General features: G+C 72.1%; 23 protein-coding genes and 1 pseudogene. 14 read left to right on the top strand and 10 right to left on the bottom strand.

What is annotated here, in order from left to right; all coding sequences use genetic code 11:
- Window positions 1–9: 9 nt before the first annotated feature.
- Window positions 10–1,341: an aminotransferase class I/II-fold pyridoxal phosphate-dependent enzyme gene (locus BIV25_RS42655; protein ID WP_079177240.1), complete on the top strand. Its 1,332-nt coding sequence runs from the start codon at window positions 10–12 to the stop codon at window positions 1,339–1,341.
- A 159-nt stretch (window positions 1,342–1,500) separates the two neighbouring features.
- Here the strand turns inward: BIV25_RS42655 and BIV25_RS42650 are convergent, their stop codons facing one another.
- Entirely contained in the window at window positions 1,501–2,460 is a 960-nt protein-coding gene (locus BIV25_RS42650; RefSeq protein WP_177235628.1) for a DMT family transporter, read from the bottom strand.
- A 74-nt stretch (window positions 2,461–2,534) separates the two neighbouring features.
- On the opposite strand from BIV25_RS42650, the gene BIV25_RS42645 reads away from it, so the two are divergent.
- The gene (locus BIV25_RS42645) at window positions 2,535–3,437 is read left to right on the top strand and encodes a LysR family transcriptional regulator (RefSeq protein WP_071377963.1); all 903 of its coding nucleotides are present in this window, start codon (window positions 2,535–2,537) and stop codon (window positions 3,435–3,437) included.
- A gap of 47 nt (window positions 3,438–3,484) precedes the next feature.
- On the opposite strand, the gene BIV25_RS42640 is transcribed toward BIV25_RS42645, so the two are convergent.
- Entirely contained in the window at window positions 3,485–3,955 is a 471-nt protein-coding gene (locus BIV25_RS42640; protein WP_071377962.1) for a pyridoxamine 5'-phosphate oxidase family protein, read from the bottom strand.
- 84 nt (window positions 3,956–4,039) lie between these two features.
- Between BIV25_RS42640 and BIV25_RS42635 the strand changes: the two genes are divergently transcribed.
- Window positions 4,040–4,684 carry a cysteine hydrolase gene (locus tag BIV25_RS42635; RefSeq protein WP_071377961.1) on the top strand — a complete coding sequence of 215 codons (645 nt, stop codon included), beginning with the start codon at window positions 4,040–4,042 and terminating at the stop codon, window positions 4,682–4,684.
- A 6-nt stretch (window positions 4,685–4,690) separates the two neighbouring features.
- On the opposite strand, the gene BIV25_RS42630 is transcribed toward BIV25_RS42635, so the two are convergent.
- On the bottom strand, window positions 4,691–5,209 hold the full coding sequence (locus tag BIV25_RS42630; RefSeq protein WP_071377960.1) for a Rieske (2Fe-2S) protein: 519 nt from the start codon (window positions 5,207–5,209) through the stop codon (window positions 4,691–4,693).
- Between the two features lie 162 nt (window positions 5,210–5,371).
- Between BIV25_RS42630 and BIV25_RS42625 the strand changes: the two genes are divergently transcribed.
- The 7 genes from BIV25_RS42625 (at window position 5,372) to BIV25_RS42595 (ending at window position 11,485) form a co-directional block, all read left to right on the top strand.
- Window positions 5,372–6,175 (top strand): HipA family kinase, encoded by an 804-nt coding sequence (locus BIV25_RS42625; RefSeq protein WP_071377959.1) that lies wholly within the window; start codon window positions 5,372–5,374, stop codon window positions 6,173–6,175.
- The gene (locus BIV25_RS42620; RefSeq protein WP_071377958.1) at window positions 6,172–6,621 is read left to right on the top strand and encodes a DUF3037 domain-containing protein; all 450 of its coding nucleotides are present in this window, start codon (window positions 6,172–6,174) and stop codon (window positions 6,619–6,621) included. The genes BIV25_RS42625 and BIV25_RS42620 overlap by 4 nt, the downstream gene beginning before the upstream one ends.
- A 147-nt stretch (window positions 6,622–6,768) precedes the next feature.
- A complete protein-coding gene (fabG, locus tag BIV25_RS42615; protein ID WP_071377957.1) occupies window positions 6,769–7,530 on the top strand; it encodes a 3-oxoacyl-ACP reductase FabG in 762 nt (253 codons plus the stop codon).
- 30 nt (window positions 7,531–7,560) lie between these two features.
- Window positions 7,561–8,322 (top strand): SDR family oxidoreductase, encoded by a 762-nt coding sequence (locus tag BIV25_RS42610; RefSeq protein WP_071377956.1) that lies wholly within the window; start codon window positions 7,561–7,563, stop codon window positions 8,320–8,322.
- 208 nt (window positions 8,323–8,530) lie between these two features.
- Complete coding sequence (locus BIV25_RS42605) at window positions 8,531–10,108, top strand: ABC transporter substrate-binding protein (protein ID WP_071377955.1); 1,578 nt, start codon at window positions 8,531–8,533, stop codon at window positions 10,106–10,108.
- A gap of 108 nt (window positions 10,109–10,216) precedes the next feature.
- Window positions 10,217–10,903 (top strand): uracil-DNA glycosylase, encoded by a 687-nt coding sequence (ung, locus tag BIV25_RS42600; RefSeq protein ID WP_071377954.1) that lies wholly within the window; start codon window positions 10,217–10,219, stop codon window positions 10,901–10,903.
- 105 nt (window positions 10,904–11,008) lie between these two features.
- Window positions 11,009–11,485, top strand: coding sequence for a hypothetical protein (locus BIV25_RS42595; RefSeq protein WP_071377953.1), 477 nt, complete (start codon window positions 11,009–11,011; stop codon window positions 11,483–11,485).
- Window positions 11,486–11,508: 23 nt separating this feature from the next.
- Here the strand turns inward: BIV25_RS42595 and BIV25_RS42590 are convergent, their stop codons facing one another.
- Together BIV25_RS42590 and BIV25_RS42585 are read right to left on the bottom strand one after the other, a co-directional pair.
- Complete coding sequence (locus BIV25_RS42590) at window positions 11,509–11,985, bottom strand: hypothetical protein (protein ID WP_071377952.1); 477 nt, start codon at window positions 11,983–11,985, stop codon at window positions 11,509–11,511.
- Window positions 11,986–12,100: 115 nt separating this feature from the next.
- Window positions 12,101–12,616: a DinB family protein gene (locus BIV25_RS42585; RefSeq protein ID WP_071377951.1), complete on the bottom strand. Its 516-nt coding sequence runs from the start codon at window positions 12,614–12,616 to the stop codon at window positions 12,101–12,103.
- Window positions 12,617–12,752: 136 nt separating this feature from the next.
- Here BIV25_RS42585 and BIV25_RS42580 point away from each other — a divergent pair, with 136 nt between their 5' ends.
- Window positions 12,753–13,664 (top strand): Gfo/Idh/MocA family protein, encoded by a 912-nt coding sequence (locus BIV25_RS42580; RefSeq protein ID WP_071377950.1) that lies wholly within the window; start codon window positions 12,753–12,755, stop codon window positions 13,662–13,664.
- Here the strand turns inward: BIV25_RS42580 and lnt are convergent.
- Both lnt and BIV25_RS42570 read right to left on the bottom strand, forming a co-directional pair.
- On the bottom strand, window positions 13,582–15,147 hold the full coding sequence (gene lnt, locus BIV25_RS42575; protein WP_071377949.1) for an apolipoprotein N-acyltransferase: 1,566 nt from the start codon (window positions 15,145–15,147) through the stop codon (window positions 13,582–13,584). The genes BIV25_RS42580 and lnt overlap by 83 nt on opposite strands.
- 51 nt (window positions 15,148–15,198) lie before the next feature.
- Window positions 15,199–15,702 carry a nuclear transport factor 2 family protein gene (locus tag BIV25_RS42570; protein WP_071378016.1) on the bottom strand — a complete coding sequence of 168 codons (504 nt, stop codon included), beginning with the start codon at window positions 15,700–15,702 and terminating at the stop codon, window positions 15,199–15,201.
- A gap of 92 nt (window positions 15,703–15,794) precedes the next feature.
- Between BIV25_RS42570 and BIV25_RS42565 the strand changes: the two are divergent.
- Window positions 15,795–16,451, top strand: a pseudogene (locus BIV25_RS42565) (DUF4291 domain-containing protein).
- Between the two features lie 172 nt (window positions 16,452–16,623).
- Here the strand turns inward: BIV25_RS42565 and BIV25_RS48600 are convergent.
- Both BIV25_RS48600 and BIV25_RS42560 read right to left on the bottom strand, forming a co-directional pair.
- Window positions 16,624–16,803 carry a hypothetical protein gene (locus BIV25_RS48600; RefSeq protein WP_079173002.1) on the bottom strand — a complete coding sequence of 60 codons (180 nt, stop codon included), beginning with the start codon at window positions 16,801–16,803 and terminating at the stop codon, window positions 16,624–16,626.
- Window positions 16,804–16,902: 99 nt separating this feature from the next.
- Entirely contained in the window at window positions 16,903–17,778 is an 876-nt protein-coding gene (locus tag BIV25_RS42560) for an undecaprenyl-diphosphate phosphatase (protein ID WP_071377948.1), read from the bottom strand.
- A gap of 356 nt (window positions 17,779–18,134) precedes the next feature.
- Between BIV25_RS42560 and BIV25_RS42555 the strand changes: the two genes are divergently transcribed.
- Window positions 18,135–18,353, top strand: coding sequence for a hypothetical protein (locus BIV25_RS42555; protein WP_071377947.1), 219 nt, complete (start codon window positions 18,135–18,137; stop codon window positions 18,351–18,353).
- Here BIV25_RS42555 and BIV25_RS42550 read toward each other — a convergent pair.
- A complete protein-coding gene (locus tag BIV25_RS42550) occupies window positions 18,348–18,839 on the bottom strand; it encodes a helix-turn-helix domain-containing protein (RefSeq protein ID WP_071377946.1) in 492 nt (163 codons plus the stop codon). The two genes, BIV25_RS42555 and BIV25_RS42550, sit on opposite strands and share 6 nt — an antisense overlap.
- A 136-nt stretch (window positions 18,840–18,975) precedes the next feature.
- Here BIV25_RS42550 and BIV25_RS42545 point away from each other — a divergent pair, with 136 nt between their 5' ends.
- Window positions 18,976–20,145 (top strand): thiolase family protein, encoded by a 1,170-nt coding sequence (locus tag BIV25_RS42545; RefSeq protein WP_071377945.1) that lies wholly within the window; start codon window positions 18,976–18,978, stop codon window positions 20,143–20,145.
- Window positions 20,146–20,148 lie beyond the last annotated feature (3 nt).

Here is a 20,148-nt window from a genome sequence, read left to right as displayed (position 1 = left end):
ATTGGCTTTGTGCTAGGAGAGTATCGGATCGAGGGGCGCGGCGCAGCAGAGATTGCGGCCGGAATCGAGGGCGCGGTCGGTGCCGGGGAGCTGGCGCCGGGGCAACCCCTGCCGCCTATGCGGGAGTTGGCGGCTCGGCTGGGCGTGAATCCCAACACGGTCGCGGCCGCCTATCGCACCCTGCGCGAGCGCGGGGTGATCGAGACGGCCGGCCGCCGGGGCAGCCGGGTGCGTCCCAGGCCGGCCACCACCGGACGCGAGGAACTGCGCGTGGAGGTCCCCGCCGGGGGCCGCGACCTGGCCTCCGGCAACCCGGACCCGGCCCTGCTGCCCCGCCTCGCCCCGGCCCTCACCGCGGCGGCGCAGGAGGGCGACCGGTGCCCCGTCCGCTACGGCGACGACCCCGTCGACGCGGGCCTCGTCCGCCTCGCCCGCGCCGAACTCGACGCCGACGGGGTCCCCGAGGGCCCGCTCACGGTGACGTCCGGCTCCCTCGACGCCGTCGAACGCGTCCTGTCGGCCCACCTCAGGCCGGGTGACGCCGTCGCCGTCGAGGACCCGGGCTGGGGCAGCGTCCTGGACCTGATCCCCGCGCTGGGCCTGCGCATCCTTCCGGTGGCAGTGGACGACGACGGCCCGCGGCCCGAAGACCTGCGCGCGGCCCTCGGCTCCGGGGCCCGCGCCCTGATCGTCACCGACCGCGCCCAGAACCCGACCGGCGCCTCGGTGACCGCCACGCGTGCGCGTGCGCTGCGCGCGGTCCTGCGCGACCATCCGGGGACCGTGCTGATCGAGGACGACCACGGTCACGGCATCGTCGACCTTCCGCTGCATCCCCTCGCGGGCGTCACCCGCCACTGGGCCGTCGTCCGCTCCGCCTCCAAGACCTACGGCCCCGACCTGCGCGTGGCGGTCCTCACCGGCGACCCGGTCACCGTCGACCGGGTGCGCGGCCGCCAGCGGCTGGGCCCGGGCTGGGTCAGCCTGCTGCTGCAACGGGCCGTGGTCCGGCTGTGGCAGGAGGGCGCCGTGGACCGCACGGCGGTGGCACGGTCGTACGGCGCGCGCAGGGACGCGCTGCTCGACGCCCTCGCGGACCGGGGCGTCGTCGGCCACGGCCGCAGCGGCATGAACGTCTGGATCCCGGTCCCCGACGAGACGGGCGCGGTGGCCCGCCTCGTCCAGTCCGGCTGGGCGGTGGCCCCGGGCGCCCGCTTCCGCCTGAACAGCCCCCCGGCGATCCGCGTCACCGTCTCGATGCTCACGGAGAAGGACATCGCCCCCCTGGCGGAGGCGGTGGCGGCAGCGGTACGGCGGTCTCCGGCGCGCGTCTACGGGTGAACGCTCCCTCGGCGGGGCCGGGGAAGTCCGCCGCGGTTCTGCAGTGCCCCGAAGGGGCGCGGGGCCGGGCCTGGCATGCGGCTGCCGCCGCGTGGGCCCGACCGGCCAGGACGGCGCCCAGAGGACCGACGGCACACCGCGGCACTGCCAGCGGAGCGCTCAGGCGCCCTTCCGTCCCCGCACCTGTGTCAGCGCGGCCCCCGCCAGCACGATCACCGCTCCCACCGGTGTGGTCCAGTGCAGCGACTCCCCGAGGAGCGCGACGCCGGCGGCGGTGGCGATGACCGGGATGAAGTACGTGACCATCTGCGCGGTCGTCGGGCCGACCTCCGCGACCAGGCCGTACTGGATCAGCACCGCAAGTCCCGTCCCCAGGGCGCCCAGCGCGGCGATCGCCAGCAGGGGCACCGGCGAGAGATGCGTGGGGAAACCGGCGAACAGTGGTGTCACCACGGCCAGTTGGAGTGTCGCGAGCAGCAGCTGCGCCCCGGTCATCGACAGGTGGGAGTTGCCGGTTCCGGCGAGTGTCCGGCGGACGTGGATCCAGCCGACGGGATAGCTCAGCGAGGCCAGCAGCGCCAGTGCCGTACCCGTGGCGTCCAGGCCGTGGAAGCCCTGCCAGACGCCGAGCACGGTCAGCACCCCGAGGAAGCCCAGGCCGAGGCCGGCCACGCGGACCCGGGTCGGCCGGTCCTCGGAGAGGGCGACCAGGGACAGGGCCATGCCCCACAGGGGCGAGGTCGCGTTGCAGATGCCGGCCAGCGTGGACGGGATCGTCAGCTCGGAGTAGGCGAAGAGGGAGAAGGGGAGGGCGTTCAGGAAGAACGCGGCGACCGCCATGCGACCCCACAGGCGGGCCCCGCGGGGTAGCCGCTCGCGCTTGACCGCCATCGCCGTGGCCAGCACCGCCGTGCCGAACACCAGCCGTCCGAGGGTGACCTGGAACGGCGCGTAGCCGTCCGTCCCGACCTTGATCAGGAGGAAGCTGAAGCCCCAGATCAGGGACAACGCGCCGAAGCGGAGCCGCCAGTCGAGGCGGGGGCGGGGCCGGGACGGGGACTCGGCGGACGTGGGGGACGTCGAGGACTGGGCTCGGGGTGTGGTGACCGTGCTGCGCATGGTTTCACGATGCCCGGAGACAACCTCGTAGCACAATCGAGTTTTGTCACGCGATATCTCTTAGAATCGCTTACATGTTGAACCTGGAGCGCCTGCGCACCCTGGACGCCCTCGCCCGGCACGGCTCGGTCAGCGCCGCCGCCGAGGCGCTGCACGTCACCACGTCCGCCGTCTCCCAGCAGCTGGGCAAGCTGGAGCGGGAGGTCGGCCAGCAGCTCCTCGCCAAGAACGGCCGGGGCGTGCGACTCACGGACGCCGGCCGGCTGCTGTCGGAGCACGCGGGCCGGATCCTCTCGCAGGTCGAGCTGGCCGAGTCCGATCTGGAGGCGCAGCGCGGGCAGGTCGTCGGCGAGCTGCGGCTGTCGGCGTTCCCGACGGCTGCCCGAGGGCTCTTCCCGGCCGCGCTCGGCACGCTGCGGGGCCGGCATCCGGGGCTGCGCGTGCGTTCGACCGAGCTGGAGCCGGAGCAGGGCATCGCCGGTGTCGTGCGCGGTGACCTCGATCTCGCGGTGGTCCTGGACTGGTACAACAAGCCGATGCCGGTGCCCGACGGCCTGGTCAAGGCCCCGCTGCTGGACGATCCGGCCGATGTCGCCATGCCGGTGGGCCATCCGCTGGCCCACCGGGAAGAGGTGGACCTCGCCGAGTTCGCCGACGACGAGTGGATCACCTGGGCCGAGGGCGAGTTCTGCCACGAGTGGCTCACCTTCACCCTGCGCTCCAGGGGCATCGAGCCGATCGTCGGCCACCGCGCCAGCGAGACCCACACCCAACTCGGCCTCGTCGCCTCCGGGCTGGGCGTGTGCATCGCCCCGCGCCTGGGCCGGAACCCGGTGCCGGAGGGTGTGGTGCTGGTCCCGCTGGTCCAGCGCGTGCGCCGCCATGTCTACGTCGTCTGGCGCGCGGACGCCGACCGCCGCCCCTCCATCCGGGCGGCGGTCGAGGCCCTGCGGACGGCGGCGCGGTCGGTGGACTGAGCCCCCCGGCCCGCCCGCCCGCCGGGCGTGCGTAGCGCCCAACTGCCCTACGCCGCGCCCAGCTTCGTGAAGTCCCAGGAGACGATCTTCTCCGGGGTCAGCCGGACCCAGGCGTGCCGGCCGTCGTGCGGCATCTCGTCCAGGCCGAAGTTCTTCCGCGCGAACAGCGTCTCGGCCGTGTCGAGTTCGGCGCACAGCTCGCCCGTACGGGGCGCCTCGCCCACGAACTCCACCCGGCCGGCCAGCTCGACCCCGCGCAACTGGTCGTACTCCTCGCCCGAGTCGACCACCACGGCCACGCGCGGATCGCGGCACAGCTGGGTCCAGCGCCTGCTGCGCACCACCGAGTACAGCCACAGCGAGGTGCCGTCCCAGGCGAACCACAGTGCGCTGACGTGCGGCGCGCCGTCCGCCGAGACGGTCGCCACCCGGCAGGTGCGCTGTGCGGTGAGGAACGTGTCCAGCTCACCGGGCGTCATCATGATCCTGCGGCCCCGGCGCTGTTCGGTCACGGTCATGCGGCCCCCTCTTCTCCCACGCCGTGTCGGCGAACTATCGTGTCCCGGTGATCCTCTGACATCTCGTCAGAAAAGGAAATGGGTATGCCGTCGCACGCACAGCTCAGCGAACTCCTCGATCCCGCGAGCACCGTCCTGCTCACCGTGGAGTGCCAGCAGGGGGTCGTCGGCCCGGACAGCGCGCTGCCCGAACTCGCCCGCGAGGCGCGCTCCTCCGGTGCCCTGCGCAACGTCGCCCGGCTGGTCGCCGCCGCCCACCACAGCGGGGTCCAGGTGATCCACGCCATCGCCGAGCGCCGCCCGGACGGCCGGGGCGCGAGCCGCAACGCCCGGCTGTTCCGGGCCGCCGAGCGGCTTGCGGTGCGGCAGCTGGCGGGCAGCACCGCCGTGCGGGTCGCGCCGCCGATCGAGGTCACCGAGGAGGACATCGTCGTACGACGGCTGCACGGGCTGTCCCCGGTGCACGGCACGGAGGTCGACGCCCTGCTGCGCAACCTCGGCTGCCGCACGCTGGTCGTCACCGGGGTCTCCGCCAACGTGGCGATACCCAACGCGGTGTTCGACGCGGTCAACCTCGGCTACACCGTCGTCGTCCCGGCCGACGCGGTCGCGGGAGTGCCCGCCGAGTACACTCCCGCGATGATCCGGCACACCCTCGCGCTGGTCGCCACGGTCGCGACCACCGACGAGGTGCTCGGCTGCCTGCAACGGCCACGCGGGCGCGGCTGAACCGGCTCAGGCCAGCGTGATGTTCTCGCCCGAGACGCTGATCTTCTCGGCGGCCAGCGGCTGCGTCGCCGGACCCTGCTTCACGCTGCCGTCCGCGACCGAGAAGTGGCTGTTGTGACAGGGGCAGACGATGACGCCGCCCGACACGCTGCCCACCGCGCACCCCTGGTGGGTGCACTTGGCCGAGAACGCCTTGAACGTGCCCGCCGTCGGCTGGGTCACGACCACGCCCTGGTCCTTGAAGATCTTGCCGCCGCCCTCGGGGATGTCGCTGGTCCTGGCGAGCGCGGTGCCGCCGCCGTTCTGGGACGCCCCGGAGGACGCGGACGCCCCGCCGGTGGCGGCGCCGGACCCGGTCGAGCCCGTCGTACCGGTCGATCCGGATCCGCTGCCGGTCGTGCTGGACGAGCTGTCGTCGCTCGAACCGCAGGCGGTCAGCGCGGCGGCGAGACCCGCCGCTCCGGCCGCCGTCACGACGGTACGGCGGGCCGGTCCGGCCGACGGCTGGGGCGATGCGGTGGTCATGTGGATTTCCCTTCCGCGGAGCTTCTCGTGATCCGTCCAGGGGTACGGCGCCCGGGCACCACCCGTTCAGCCGGGCACCCGGATCCTTGCGGCCGGGACATGAGACGGCCGTAAGCCGGAGCTGTCCATGAGCTGTCAGCCTCGCCCCAGTAGCCTGGGTCGATGCTCAAGGAAGTCACCGCGACCCGCTACATCACGCCGCTGCGTGAGGGCGGCTCGCTGCCGGGGCTCGTCGAGGCCGCCGGCGCCGACGGCTACGCGACGTATGTCATCAAGTTCACCGGAGCCGGACAGGGCCGCAAGACCCTGGTCGCCGAGGTGGTGTGCGGCGAGCTCGCCCGGCGCCTCGGATTCCGGATGCCCCGGCTGGTCACCGTCGAGCTGGACTCCGTGCTCGGACTCGGCGAGCCCGAGCAGCAGGTGCAGGACCTGCTGCGGTCCAGCGGCGGCGTCAACCTTGGCATGGACTTCCTCTCCGGCGCCCTCGGCTTCGACCCGCTCGCCTTCCCGGTGAGCCCCGAGGAGGCCGGCCGGATCGTCTGGTTCGACGCGCTGATCAACAACGTGGACCGCTCCTGGCGCAATCCGAACCTCCTCGTGCACCGGGGCGAGCTGTGGCTCATCGACCACGGCGCGACGATGATCTGGCACCACAACTGGCCCTCCGCCGAGGCCTCCGCGGCCCGCCCCTACGACGCCGGCGACCACACCCTCGCCCGGTTCGCCCCGGACGTCGCCGCCGCCGCGGCCGACCTCGCGCCGCGGGTCACCGAGGACCTGCTCGCCGAGGTCACCGCCGAGATCCCCGACGCCTGGCTCGCCGACGAGCCCGGCTTCGACACCCCGGACGACCTGCGCCGGGCGTACGCACGGCCGCTGCTCGCCCGCGCGGCCGTCATCGCCGAGCGCATCACCGGCATCGGCTCCGGCTCCAGCGCCGGTTCCGGCTCCCAGGAGGGCAAGTGAGCGAGACCCACATCCACATGGCCGGGCACGTCGTCGAGCGGCACATCACGCGGGCGGGCCAGGGCGGCGACCGGGACGTGTTCGAGTACGCCCTGCTGCGGATCGTCCCGCGCGTGGAGCGCGGTGAGTGCGTCAACGCGGGCGTGGTCGTCTACAGCCGGGCCACGGCCTACGTCGGCGCCCGCACCCATCTGGACGAGGCCCGGCTGCTCGCCCTCGACCCGGCGGCCGACGTGGCCGGGATCCGGGCCGCGCTCGGCGCGGTCGAGCTGCACTGCGCGGGCGGCGAAGGAGCCGGGCAGGCCGCCCGGGACGACGCCGGGCGCCGCTTCCGCTGGCTGATCGCGCCCCGTTCCACCGTCGTCCAGCCCGGCCCGGTGCACACCGGGCTGACCACCGACCCGGCGGCCGAGACCGAGCGCCTGCTCGACCTTCTGGTGAGGTAATGGATCACACGCACCCGGTGTGGCGTTGACACCGGGTGCCAGGGCTTCTAGCGTCACCTGTACTGAAGGTACTAAGCGGTCGCTCACCGCACGAGGGGCTCTCCCGCCGAGGGCCCCGCCAGGTTCTCTCAAGGGCGAGGAGAAGCAATGTCCACCACTGAACAGCGGGTCGCGGTCGTCACCGGCGCGGCGCGCGGCATCGGCGCCGCCACCGCCGTACGGCTGGCCGCCGAGGGTCGCGCGGTCGCCGTGATCGACCTCGACGAGGCCGCCTGCAAGGACACCGTCGAGAAGATCACCGCCGCCGGCGGCAAGGCGATCGCGGTCGGCGCGGACGTCTCCGACGAGACGCAGGTCGAGGCGGCCGTCGCCCGGATCGTCGAGGAGCTGGGCGCCCCGACGATCCTCGTCAACAACGCGGGCGTGCTCCGTGACAACCTGCTGTTCAAGATGAGCGTCTCCGACTGGGACACCGTCCTGAACGTGCACCTGCGCGGCTCGTTCCTGATGACCAAGGCCGTCCAGAAGCACATGGTCGAGGCGGGCTTCGGCCGTGTGGTCAACCTGTCCTCGTCCTCCGCGCTCGGCAACCGCGGCCAGGCCAACTACTCCGCCGCCAAGGCCGGTCTCCAGGGCTTCACCAAGACCCTCGCCATCGAGCTGGGCAAGTTCGGCATCACCGCCAACGCCGTCGCCCCCGGCTTCATCGCCACCGAGATGACCAAGGCCACCGCCGACCGCGTCAAGATGGACTTCGAGGACTTCAAGAAGGCCGCCGCGGGCGCGATCCCGGTGCAGCGCGTCGGCGAGCCCGAGGACATCGCCAACGCCATCGCCTTCTTCACCGGCGAGGCGGCCGGCTTCGTCTCCGGCCAGGTGCTGTACGTGGCCGGCGGACCGCTCGACTAAGCAACGCTGAGGACCTGGGGACACATCGACATGACTGAACTCCCGGAGCTGTCCGGCAAGGTCGCCCTCGTCACGGGCGCGAGCCGCGGCATCGGCTACGGCGTCGCCGAGGCACTGGTCGCCCGCGGCGACCGCGTGTGCATCACCGGCCGCAACGAGGACGCCCTCAAGGAGGCCGTCGAGAAGCTCGGCGCCGAACGCGTCATCGGCGTCGCCGGCAAGGCGCACGACCTCGCCCACCAGGCCGAGGCCGTCGAGCGCACCATGGAGGCCTTCGGCCGCCTCGACCACCTGGTGAACAACGCGGGCACCAACCCGGTGTTCGGGCCCATCGCGGACCTCGACCTGGACGTCGCCCGCAAGGTCTTCGAGACCAACGTGATCTCCGCGCTCGGCTTCGCCCAGAAGACCTGGCACGCCTGGCAGAAGGACAACGGCGGCGCGATCGTCAACATCGCCTCGGTCGCGGGCCTCGCGCCCTCGCCGTTCATCGGCGCCTACGGCGTCAGCAAGGCCGCGATGATCAACCTGACCCAGCAGCTGGCGCACGAGTTCGCGCCGAAGGTGCGGGTCAACGCGATCGCCCCGGCCGTCGTGAAGACCAAGTTCGCGCAGGCCCTGTACGAGGGCCGGGAGGAGGAGGCCGCCGCCTCCTACCCGCTCGCGCGGCTCGGCGTGCCCTCCGACATCGGCGGGGCCGCGGCCTTCCTCACCTCCGCGCAGTCCGACTGGATCACCGGTCAGACACTCGTCGTGGACGGCGGCATCTTCCTCAACGCCGGCGTGGGCTGAGCCACGGTCCGGGCGCCGATTTTCGGACGGATCGGCGCCCGGAACGCTCATCGGGTCCGCACAGCGGACTGACAACGTCGTCATCGATTCGACACCGCTTGATCACCGCTTTTTTGATCAAGAGCCCTTGTCCCAGGAGAGGTTCAGAGGATCGAACGCTGCGGTATGGTCTGCCGACCCTTGGTACGGCGGATCGAGGAGCGTGCGCGTGTTCAACCGGAACCGAAGCCTGCGTGTCGTCGCGGCGATCGCGTCCCTGTCTCTGACGGCCGGCTGCGGAATGCTGTCCGGCGGCAGCGGTGACGGCAAGGGCCCCATCGTCGTCGGCACCACCAGCGCGCCCAGCACGCTGGACCCGGCGGGCGCCTGGGACGGTTCCTGGGAGCTGTACCGGAACATCTACCAGACGCTCCTCGCCTATCCGAACGGCGCCACCACCCCGCAGCCCGACGCCGCCCGGAGCTGCTCCTTCACCGACTCCGGCAGCCGTACGTACCGCTGCGAGCTGCGCTCGGGCCTGAAGTTCTCCGACGGCGACCCGCTGAACGCGAACGCCGTCAAGTACTCCATCGACCGCATCCGCACGATCAGCGCCCCCGGCGGCCCCGCCGGACTGCTCGGCAGCCTGGACCGGGTGCAGGCGCTCGGTGACCGCGAGATCGTCTTCCACCTCAACCAGCCCGACGCCACCTTCCCGTTCGTGCTGGCCACCCCCGCCATGTCGATCGTCGACCCGAACGACTACCCGGCGCGCTCCCTGCGCAAGGACACCGCGGTCAACGGCTCCGGGCCGTACACCCTGCGCTCCTACACGGAGGGCAAGCAGGCCGTCCTCGCCGCCAACGGCAGCTACAACGGCTTCGCCGAGCGGCAGAACGACGCGGTGACCATCCGCTACTTCCAGGACTCGGCCGAGATGGTCAAGGCACTGCGCGACAAGCGGATCGACGTCACCTACCGCGGCCTCGCCGCCGACGACATCCTCACCCTCCAGCAGCACGGAAACGCCAACCTGCAACTGGTCGACGGCGCGGGCACCGACATCAGCTACCTCGTGTTCAACCCCAAGGACCCCTGGGCCAGGGAGCCCGCCGTCCGCAAGGCCGTCGCCCAGCTCGTCGACCGGGCCGCCATCGCGCACAAGGTCTACAAGGACACCGTCGACCCGCTGTACTCGATGGTCCCCAAGGGCCTGACCGCCCACACCACCGGCTTCTTCGACGACTACGGCGACCCGAGCGTCCCCAAGGCCGCGAAGATCCTCACCGACGCGGGCATCCACCAGCGCGTCCCGCTCACCCTCTGGTACACCACCGACCGCTACGGCTCCGAGACCGCCCTGATGTTCCAGGAGCTGAAGCGGCAGCTGGAGGCCTCCGGGCTGTTCACCATCACGCTCCAGGGCCGCCCCTGGAAGACGTTCGTGGTGGGCTACCAGAACGGCGCGTACCCGGTGTTCGGCCGCGGCTGGTTCCCGGACTTCCCCGACGCCGACAACTTCATCGCCCCGTTCGTCGGCGAGCACAACGCGCTCGGCACGCCGTACCAGGCCAAGGAGATCACCGACAAACTGCTGCCGCACTCGCGCGCGGAGAGTGACCGCGCCCAGACCGTGAAGGACCTGGAGCAGGCTCAGCAGATCATGGTGAACGACGCCCGGCTGATCCCGCTGTGGCAGGGCCGGCAGTACGTCGCGGCCAGCGACGACATCTCCGGCGGCGAGCAGGCCCTGGACCCGTCGACGATCATGATGATGTGGACGCTGCACCGCAAGACCAGCTGGTGAACCGGTCTTCATGTGCCCGTTGTCAGTGGTCGCCTGTAGGTTCTGAAGCCTGGAAGTGACCGCACGTCGGCTTCGGCCGCAATTGATCGACACCGTGAGGACGTTGACGTGACCGACATCGCCATGCTGCCCGAATCCTGGCGCGGGGTTCTGGGCGACGAACTCCAGCAGCCCTACTTCAAGGAGCTGGCCGAGTTCGTCGAGGAGGAGCGGGCGCAGGGTCCCGTCTATCCGCCGCGCGACGAGGTCTTCGCCGCGCTGGACGCCACGCCGTACGACAAGGTCAAGGTCCTCGTCCTCGGCCAGGACCCCTACCACGGCGAGGGCCAGGGCCACGGCCTGTGCTTCTCGGTCCGCCCGGGCGTGAAGACCCCGCCCTCACTGCGGAACATCTACAAGGAGATGCAGGAGGAGCTTGGCCTGCCCGTCCCGGACAACGGCTATCTGATGCCGTGGGCCGAGCAGGGCGTCCTGCTGCTCAACGCGGTCCTCACCGTCCGGGCCGGCGAGGCCAACTCGCACAAGGGCAAGGGCTGGGAGAAGTTCACCGACGCCGTGATCCGCGCGGTGGACTCGCGCCCGGACCCGGCGGTCTTCGTCCTGTGGGGCAACTACGCGCAGAAGAAGCTGCCCCTGATCGACGAGACCCGGCACGTGGTGGTCAAGGGCGCGCACCCCTCGCCGCTGTCCGCGAAGAAGTTCTTCGGCTCCCACCCGTTCACCCAGATCAACGACGCGATCGCGGCGCAGGGTCATGAGGCGATCGACTGGACCATCCCGAACCTGAAGGGCTGACCGGCCGTACGGGCGGTCCCGTGCCGTACGGGGCCGCCTGCCCGGGATTGCCGTCGTGGCCGGTTAGCGTCGGACCGGACAGTCGACGAGTGCCCGGAGGACGCGGTGGCGGAGCGGCAGGAGCAGGTGGCACCGGATGCCGTGCTGACGCGGATCGGGCAGGTCGTGATGCTGCACCACGGCGGCGACCGCGAGGAGGCCCGCACTCGCTTCCTCGCACTGTGGGCGGAGATCGGGGAGTCGGGAGCCCCGCTGCACCGGTGCACGCTGGCCCACTATCTCGCCGACACCCAGGACGACCCCGGGGACGAACTGGCCTGGGACCTGCGGGCGTTGTCGGCGGCCGAGGAACTCGCCGACGATGGCGGCGACAGCGCCGACGGCGAGCCGGCGGGAGTCCGCGGCTTCCTTCCCTCCCTGCATCTCAATCTCGCCGCCGACTATGTGAAGCTCGGCCGGGCGGAGGCCGCACGCACCCATGTGCGCCGCGCCCGCCGCGCCGCGGGTGCCCTGTCCGACGACCGCTACGGCGACGGGGTCCGGGCCGCCATCACGCGACTGGAACTGCGGCTGGGGGAGTAGGCGGTGTCCCTGAGACCCCGCGGTCAGCGGCCGTACGTCTGCTCGCAGATCCGTGCCGCCGGGCTGTCCCCCTGCCAGCCGCCGTACTCCCGGCCCAGGGCGCAGACGTCCGGGGTCTGCGGGGCCGGGCCGGAGAAGCCGGGGGTGTCGGTGCGCGGGGAGCGGTACGGGTGCTCGCGGTGGGCGCGCGGGCGCGGGGGAGCGGGCTCGGCCGCGCGTGGCCGGGGTGCGGTCGGTGCGGCCTCCGCCGTGTGCCGTGGGGCAGCGGGCTTCCTGTGCTTCGGACGCCGCGGCGCGCCTGCCATTTCGAGGGCCTGTTGGGCCGGGGCCTGGATCACCCGGGGCGCCACGCTGCCGTCCGGCCGCGGTGCCGTCGGCAGTGCTGGGACCGTGTCCGGCGGCGGTGCGGGAGTCGCCGGGCGCGGCACCGTCACGCAGCCGGAGAGGGCCGAGAGGGCCACGGTGACGAGGAGCGCTGCGGTGGTGGTCGTTCGATGCACCCGGGCAACTCTGCTGGGTCGGCGCCCGCGTTGGCACGAAGGTGCCGAGGTCGATGCCCCCGCACGGGTGATCTCGTGCCCCGTACGGAGGGTTCCGGAGTGCCGAAGGTGACGTTCAGTCGCCGGTGGCGCCGTCGATCCGCTCGCGGATCAGGTCGGCGTGGCCGTTGTGCCGGGCGTACTCCTCGATCATGTGGGTGTAGATCCAGCGCAGGTTGAACGGTGTGTCCGTGAACCTGCTCTTCCCCCGGGACAGATCGTCGAGCCCGAAGCCGGCCGCGTTGCGCCGGGCGGTCTCGATCTCCGCCTGCCAGGTCGCGTACGCCTCCTGCCAGGTGTCGGCCTCGGTGACATGGAAGTCGCCGTCCTCGTCCTCGGCGGTGTAGTAGATCGGCCCCGGGTCGTCGCCCGTCAGCACCTTGCGGAACCAGCCGCGCTCGCACTCGGCCAGGTGCCGTACCAGCCCGAGGAGCGACAGCTCGGAGGGCGGCACGGCCGCGGTGCGCAACTGCTCGTCCGTCAGCCCCGCGCACTTGGCGGCCAGTGTCTGCCGGTGGTACTCCAACCAGCCCTCCAGCATGGCGCGTTCACCGGCGGTCTGCTCGGGCTCTCGGCGTTCGGTCGTCGTCATGCCCCGTATCCTCCCCCGGCCCCGGCCGCCCCACCAGCGGTTTTCCGGCTCCCGCGGCCTTCGACGGCAGGGCCGGCGGGAGGCGCCCGTATGCTGCCGGGGAAGCACACACGGGCGGGCGAGACAGGGAGCACACGTGAAGGTCGGCTGCATCGGACTCGGAGACATCGCGCAGAAGGCCTACCTGCCGGTGCTGGCCACACAGCCCGGGATCGACCTCCACCTCCAGACCCGGACCCCCGCCACCCTCGGCCGGGTCGCGGGCAGCCTCCACCTGCCGGAGGAGCGGCGGCACACCACGCTCGACTCGCTGCTCGCCACCGGCCTCGACGCGGCCTTCGTGCACGCACCGACCGCCGTCCACCCCGAGATCGTCACCCGGCTCCTCCAGGCGGGCGTACCGACGTACGTGGACAAACCGCTGGCCTACGAACTGGCCGATTCCGAACGGCTGGTGGACCTCGCCGAAGAACGCGCGGTGTCCCTCTTCGTCGGCTTCAACCGCCGCTACGCCCCCGGTTACACACAGTGCCTGGACCATCCGCGCGAGCTGATCCTCATGCAGAAGAACCGGATCGGGCTGCCCGAGGAACCGCGCTCGATGATCCTGGACGACTTCATCCATGTCGTCGACACCCTGCGCTGGCTGGTGCCGGGCACGGTCGACGACGTGACCGTGCGCGCCCGGACCGTAGGCGGGCTGCTGCACCACGTCGTGCTCCAGCTCGCCGGGGACGGCTTCACCGCGCTCGGTGTGATGAACCGGCTCAGCGGCTCCGCCGAGGAGATCCTGGAGGTCTCCGGCCAGGACACCAAGCGCCAGGTGCTCAACCTCGCCGAGGTGATCGACCACAAGGGCCAGCCGACCGTGCGCCGGCGTGGCGACTGGGTGCCGGTGGCCCGCCAGCGCGGCATCGAGCAGGCGGTCCTCGCATTCCTCGACGCGGTGCGCGCGGGCAAGGTGCTCAGCGCCCGGGACGCACTGGCGACCCATGAGCTGTGCGAGCGGCTGGTACGAGCGGTTCGGGACCGCTCCGCCGCAGCCTGAGCGCCCGCGCCCCCTCGGCCGCGCCCAGCGTGGCCAGCACCAGCAGGGCGCCGCCCACCGGCCAGTCGCCGTAGCGGACGTACGGCGTGACACCGTGCGCCAGCGGTACGTCGTACACGCGCGCCGTGCTCGCGCCGGTCCCGAGCGAGGGGCCAAGGCGCTGCCCGCCCGGCCCGTAGACCGCCGAGACCCCGGTGAGGGTCGCGTGCACCATCGGGCGGCCGGTCTCGGCGGCGCGCAGCGCGCCCAGCGAGGCGTGCTGCTCCGGCGCCCAGCTGCCCTGGAAGGTGGAGGTGGCGGACTGGCCGACCAGAACGTCCGCGCCGTCCTCGGCCAGATGCCGGCTCATGTCGGGGAACGCGGTCTCGAAACAGATCAGCGGGCCGATCCGCAGCCCGTGCCCGACGTCCATCACGACCTGCCGGGTGCCCCGCCTGCGGTCCTCACCGGCCGCCCTGCCGACGGAGGTGGCCCAGCCGAGCAGCGAACGGGCCGGTATGTACTCGCCGAACGGCACCAGCCGCATCTTGTCGTACCGGTCGCCCGTCGGGCCGTTCGGGCCGATCAGCACCGAGCTCTTGTAGATGCCGGGCCGGTCGGAGCGGCGGGCGTCCACGTTGACCAGCACATCCGCGCCGACCGTCCGGGACAGCGCGGCGATCCGGCGGGCCAGGTCGGGCCGGTCGCCCAGGTCGAAGCCGATGCTGGACTCACCCCACACGACCAGGCCGACGTCCTGCCCGGCCAGCTGCCGGGTCAGCTGCTCCTCGCGGTCGAACCGCCTGTCGCCGCCGTCCATGATTCCCGGCTGTACGACGGCGATCCGGACGTGCCCGTCCACCTCCGGGCGCGGCGCCCACGCCCATGCGGCGGAGGTCGCGGCGGCCGTGGCGACCAGCGAGGCCACCGCCGGTACCCGCGCCTCGCGCACCGAGACCAGCACGGCCGCCGCCACGTTCACGGCCACGATCAGGAAGCTGAGCAGCCACACCCCGCCGACCGAGGCCAGCCGCAGCGCGGGCGGGACCTGCCACTGGCTGGCACCGAGCATGCCCCACGGCCCGCCGAGGCCCTGCCAGGACCGCACCAGCTCCACCGCCAGCCAGGCCGACGGCAGCACCAGCAGCGCGGAGCCGCCCCGGCCCGCGGTGGGCCGCCCGCCCAGGAAGCGGCGCACCAGCCAGCCCCAGGGCGCCCAAAGCGCGCCCAGCAGGGCGGCGATCACGAACAGGAACACGGTCAGGCTCGGCAGCAGCCAGTGGTGCACGGCCAGCAGAAAGCCGAAGCCGCCGCTCCAGCCGTCGTACGCGGCCCGCCGCCCGGTCGGCGCCGAGCGGGCCAGCAGGATCCAGGGGACCAGGGCGACGTAGGCGAACCACCAGAGGGAGGGGGCGGGGAAGGCCAGTACGGGCAGGGCTCCGGCGAGGGCGGCGACGGCCGAGCGGCGCCAGGGGGAGGTGAGCCAGTGATCGATCGTCCTCATGTGGACCCTCCCTACCCGGCCTCCACGTCCAGTGTGCGCCGGGGGAGCGATCTAGGACAGGGGGCCCGAAGAGCCTCCCCGCGGGGCCGTGGTCGCCTCGGCCGAAAGGCTGCGCCACTTCTCCTCGACCGTCACCCGGTGCAGGCGCCAGCCCTCCGCCGTGCGCACGAGCCCGAAGTCGTAGCGGCCGCCGCACACCAGGTCCGGTGGCATGGGGGTGTCGGCGGCCGTGAACCGCATCGGGTTGAGGTAGTCGGCCTGGACCCGAGCGGTGTCGCCCGTGTCGTGGTCCAGGGCGCCGAAGCGGATCCGGCGGTTGACGATCAGATGCTGTCGCATGGGGAACAGGGCCAGGTTCTCGGCGAGCCAGTCGGCGATCCCGGGCGCGGGGCCCTCGATGCCGCCCGACGAGCGGTAGTCGGCGCGGCCGTCCGGTGTGAACAGCCGCCGGTACGCCGTCCAGTCGCCGTCGTCCACCGCCACGGCGTACGCGGTGATCACCTCGTCCACGGCCAGCCGGTCGATCACGGTCGCGAGCTCCGCGCGCTGGGTCATCGGCACAGTGTTGGGCATGGCGGGTGAAGTGCCAAGAGGATGAACGGGGTTATTCGGTGGTACGGACGTGACACAGGGCGGAACCTGGGCGCATGCACCAAGATCAAGCCGGCGCCACGCCCACGACGCCCGAGCCGAAGTTCCGCATCCGCGCCCGCTACACGGACTCCACCCTCACCGTCTACCAGGCCTACCGCCCGGAGATCGGCCACCCCGCCGCTCGCGACGGCCGGTTCCCGGAGGCGTGGAAACGGGACCGGATGACCTGGATCAAGCCGGCCATCCTCTGGATGATGTACCGCTGCGGCTGAGGCACCGAGGAGGGGCAGGAGACCGTGCTCGCCGTCGAGATCGACCGCGCGGGATTCGAGTGGGCCCTCGGCCATGCCTGCCTGTCGCACTATGTGCGCGGGCTGCACGCTGATCAGGCGGCCTGGAAGCGGGAGTTGAGGCAGTCGCCGACGCGTGTCCAGTGGGATCCCGAGCGGGATCTGCAGCACAATCCGCTGCCCTACCGGGCGTTGCAGCTCGGGCTGGGCGGGGAGGCCGCGGCGCGGTACGCCGACGAGTGGCTCCGGGGGATCGAGGACGTGACCCCGCTGGTCACGGAGGTGCACGCGCTGGTGTGGGCCGGTGAACGGGCGTGCGCCGCCGGGCTGTTGCCTCCCGAGCGGCCGTATCCCGTGGCTGAGGAGGCACTGGCGCATCTGCTCGCGCAGGGGGTGTCGTTCGGTTCGGGTCGGCCATGAGGATCGGCGCCTGCCGGCCGGCCCGCGCGGGGCCGCGGGGGAGTCGGAGATCGACGACAACGCCGCTGGGAGGTGCCCCCTTTGGAGGAGCGCGTGCAGGGCCCGCGACGCCGCCATGATCCGAACGACAGCCTGCCCCCTGGTGCACCGAGGGGTCCGGCCTCGGTCCGGCTCAGGCGGCCTTGATGACCTCCCCGCGGATCGCCGCGGCCCACTGGACCACCAACAGCTCGTACTCCTCGCGCTCTTGGGCGGACAGGGTGCCGCCCGCGCGCAGCCAGAGGGCCCGGATCTGCTCGTTCACCTCGGCGGCGGACCGCACGGAACCAGAGGTCGGGAATTCGGGGGACATGCGGACAGCCTAGGGGCAAGCACTGACACTGCGCTACCGCCCGGCTACGCAGAACGTATGGGGTTGGTCACCGTGCCCGTGCGCCGTGCGGGACCCCGCTCAGCTCGCCGACTCGGCCGCGTGCGGGCTCAGTACGCCCGCCGCGACCAGGGCGATGATGACGATGCCGAGGGCCACGCGGTACCAGACGAACGGCATGAAGCTCTTGTGGGAGATCCACTTCATGAACCAGGCGATCACCGCGTATCCCGACGCGAACGCGATGGCCGTCGCGAACAGGGTCGGGCCCCAGGCCACATGGCCCTCGCTCACCGAGTCCTTCACCTCGAACGCGCCCGAGGCGAGCACCGCCGGGACGGCGAGGAGGAACGAGTAGCGGGCCGCGGCCTCGCGCCGGTAGCCCATGAACAGGCCACCGCTGATGGTCGCGCCGGAGCGGGAGACGCCGGGGACCAGGGCGCAGGCCTGGCACAGGCCGAAGACCAGGCCGTCCTTGACGCCCAGGTCCTGCAGGGACTTGCGCTGCTTGGGCGCCCGGTGCCGGCCGCCGGTCTCGTCGAGGGCCGCCAGCCGGTCGGCGACACCGATGACCAGGCCGATCACGATCAGCATCGTCGCGGTGACGCGCAGATCCCGGAACGGGCCCTCGATCTGGTCCTTGAGCGTCAGACCCAGCACGCCGATCGGTATCGAGCCGACGATCACCAACCAGCCCAGCTGTGCGTCGTGGTCCCGGCGCATCGCCTTGTCGAACAGCGACCGGAACCAGGCCGAGACGATGCGCCCGATGTCCTTGCGAAAGTAGATCAGTACGGCGGTCTCCGTACCGATCTGGGTGATCGCCGTGAAGGCCGCGCCGGGGTCCTCCCACCCGGAGAACGCGGCGGTCAGCCGCAGATGTGCGCTGGAGGAGACGGGCAGGAATTCGGTCAGCCCCTGGACGAGTCCGAGGATGAGGGATTCGAACCAAGACATGAAGGTAATGCGTCCAGTGCTGTCGGGTAAAGAAGTGGCCAAATGACGAGGGCAGCGTAGCGGGCCCGGGCGGCGGCGCGACACGCGGGTCCGCTGCAAGGCGTTGGAGCAGCAGGCGGTGTAGCCGAAGCGGCCACCGGTGGCGGGGACGCGGCGTATGCGGCCGACGATGCCGCCGATGAGGCCGGGGGCGACGCGGTGCGGGCCGGCAGGGGTGCAGCCGAGGCGAAGCGGCGCGAGCGGGAGAAGGAGGCCGCTGGGCAAATGCCCGACGGCCGTGGCCGGTGTGCTTCCCGTCGGGAAACGCACCAGCTTCTTGCGACCGATCCCCTGATCGGGGCGCCGGGGCGCGACCGGTGACCGATCTGATCGTCACCGAGCACGGCAAGCGTTTCAACGAGCTCACCGTCGACACCCTTGTCACGGTCAGCCGCCACCGTGCGTTCGGGAAGACGGCCCCGACGTACGGCCTCGCCGTCGGCGAGGAACTCGCGGGCGCCGACGACGGAGCGGAGATCGTGGTCTCGATACCCAGGGAGGGGTACCAGCCTGCCCGACCTGCGCTTCGACTATGAGGGCTGTCGGGCCGGGACGGGCCCCGTGAGCGTCCACCCCGGGGCCTGGGGGTGGGCCGTGAGGTCCTCGTGGCGGACCTCTTCGCCGCAGGCCCGGCAGGTGACGACCGGGACGAGTTCGCTGCCGCAGCTGTGCTCGACGGCCATGGGCAGGTCGGCGCCGCCCCGGATGTGGCGGTCGCCCCATTCCTTCAGGGTCATCAGGACCGGCTCCAGCTCCAGCCCCGCCTGTGTGGGCCGGTACTCGAAGCGCTGGGGGCGCTCGCTGTAGACGCGCTTGGTGAGGATCCCGGCGTCCACGAGCCGGCGCAGCCGGGTGGCCAGGATGTCGCGCGGGGCGCCGGTGTTGCGCACCAGCTGGTCGAAGCGGCCGTTGCCCAGGCAGACCTCGCGCAGGACGAGCAGGGAGTACTTCTCGCCGACCAGCGCGAGGGCGTCGGCGATGGAGCAGGGGCGCGAGTCGTGCGTGGTCTTCCGTGCGGCCATGAGGGTCAGTCTAGTGGAGGGTTTGATTTTCCAACCCGTCGAGCTATGGTGAGTTTGGATTTCCTACTCACTGGTAGCCGGCGTAGCCCGCAGCAGCGGGTCCACGGCCGGCCCGGCGGCCAAGGAGGCCTCCGCCATGCGCGACGCAGTGATCGTCGAAGCCGTACGCACCCCCATCGGCAAGGGCAGGCCGAACGGCTCCCTCGCCCACGTCCACCCCGTGCAGCTGCTCGCCCACACCCTGCGCACCCTGGTCGAGCGCTCCGGCGTCGACCCGGCGCTGATCGACGACGTCATCGGCGGCACCGTCGACCAGGTCGGCGAGCAGGCCATGAACACCACCCGGTACGCAGTCCTCGCGGCCGGGTTCCCCGAGTCCGTCCCGGCGACCACCGTGGACCGCCAGTGCGGCTCCTCCCAGCAGGCCGTGCACTTCGCCGCGCAGGGCGTCGTCTCCGGCGCCTACGACCTCGTGGTCGCCTGCGGCGTGGAGTCGATGAGCCGGGTGCCGATGTGGTCCAACGTGCCCGCCGGGAAGGACCCGTTCGGGCCGGGCGTCGCCGAGCGCTATCCCGAGGGCCTGGTCCCGCAGGGCATCAGCGCGGAGCTGATCGCCGCCAAGTGGTCCCTCACACGCGCGCAGATGGACGAGTTCGCCGTCTCCTCGCACCACAAGGCGGCCCGCGCGTGGGAGAACGGCCTCTTCGACGCCGAGGCCGCCCCGCTCGACGGGGTCGCCCGCGACGAGTGCGTACGCCCCGGCAGCACCCCGGAGATCCTGGCCGGCCTCAAGCCCGCCTACTACGACCCCGGTTTCGCCGAACGCTTCCCGCAGATCGAGTGGAACGTCACCGCGGGCAACGCGAGCCCGGTCAACGACGGCGCCTCCGCCGTACTGATCACCTCCAGCGAGACGGCCGCCCGGCTCGGCCTGCGCCCGCTCGCCCGCCTGCACAGCTTCGCGGTCACCGGCTCCGACCCGCTGCTGATGCTCACCGGCGTCGTCCCGGCCACCGAGAAGGTGCTGCGCAGGGCGGGGCTGACCATCGACGACATCGACCTCTTCGAGGTCAACGAGGCCTTCGCGAGCGTGGTCCTGGCCTGGCAGCAGGAGACCGGCGCCGACCTGGCCCGGGTCAACCCGCACGGCGGCGCCATCGCCCTCGGCCACCCTCTGGGCGCAAGCGGCACCCGGCTGACCACGACGCTGGTCCACGCCATGCGGGAGCGCGGCGCTCGCTTCGGCCTCCAGACGATGTGCGAGGCGGGCGGACTCGCCAACGCCATGATCCTGGAAGGGGTCTGACCC

It is taken from the genome of Streptomyces sp. MUSC 14, from assembly GCF_001866675.1.
In the GTDB taxonomy this organism is placed as follows: Bacteria; Actinomycetota; Actinomycetes; order Streptomycetales; family Streptomycetaceae; genus Streptomyces.
The sequence above is the reverse complement of the archived record's forward strand: the minus strand, read 5'-3'. Positions and strand labels throughout refer to the sequence as shown.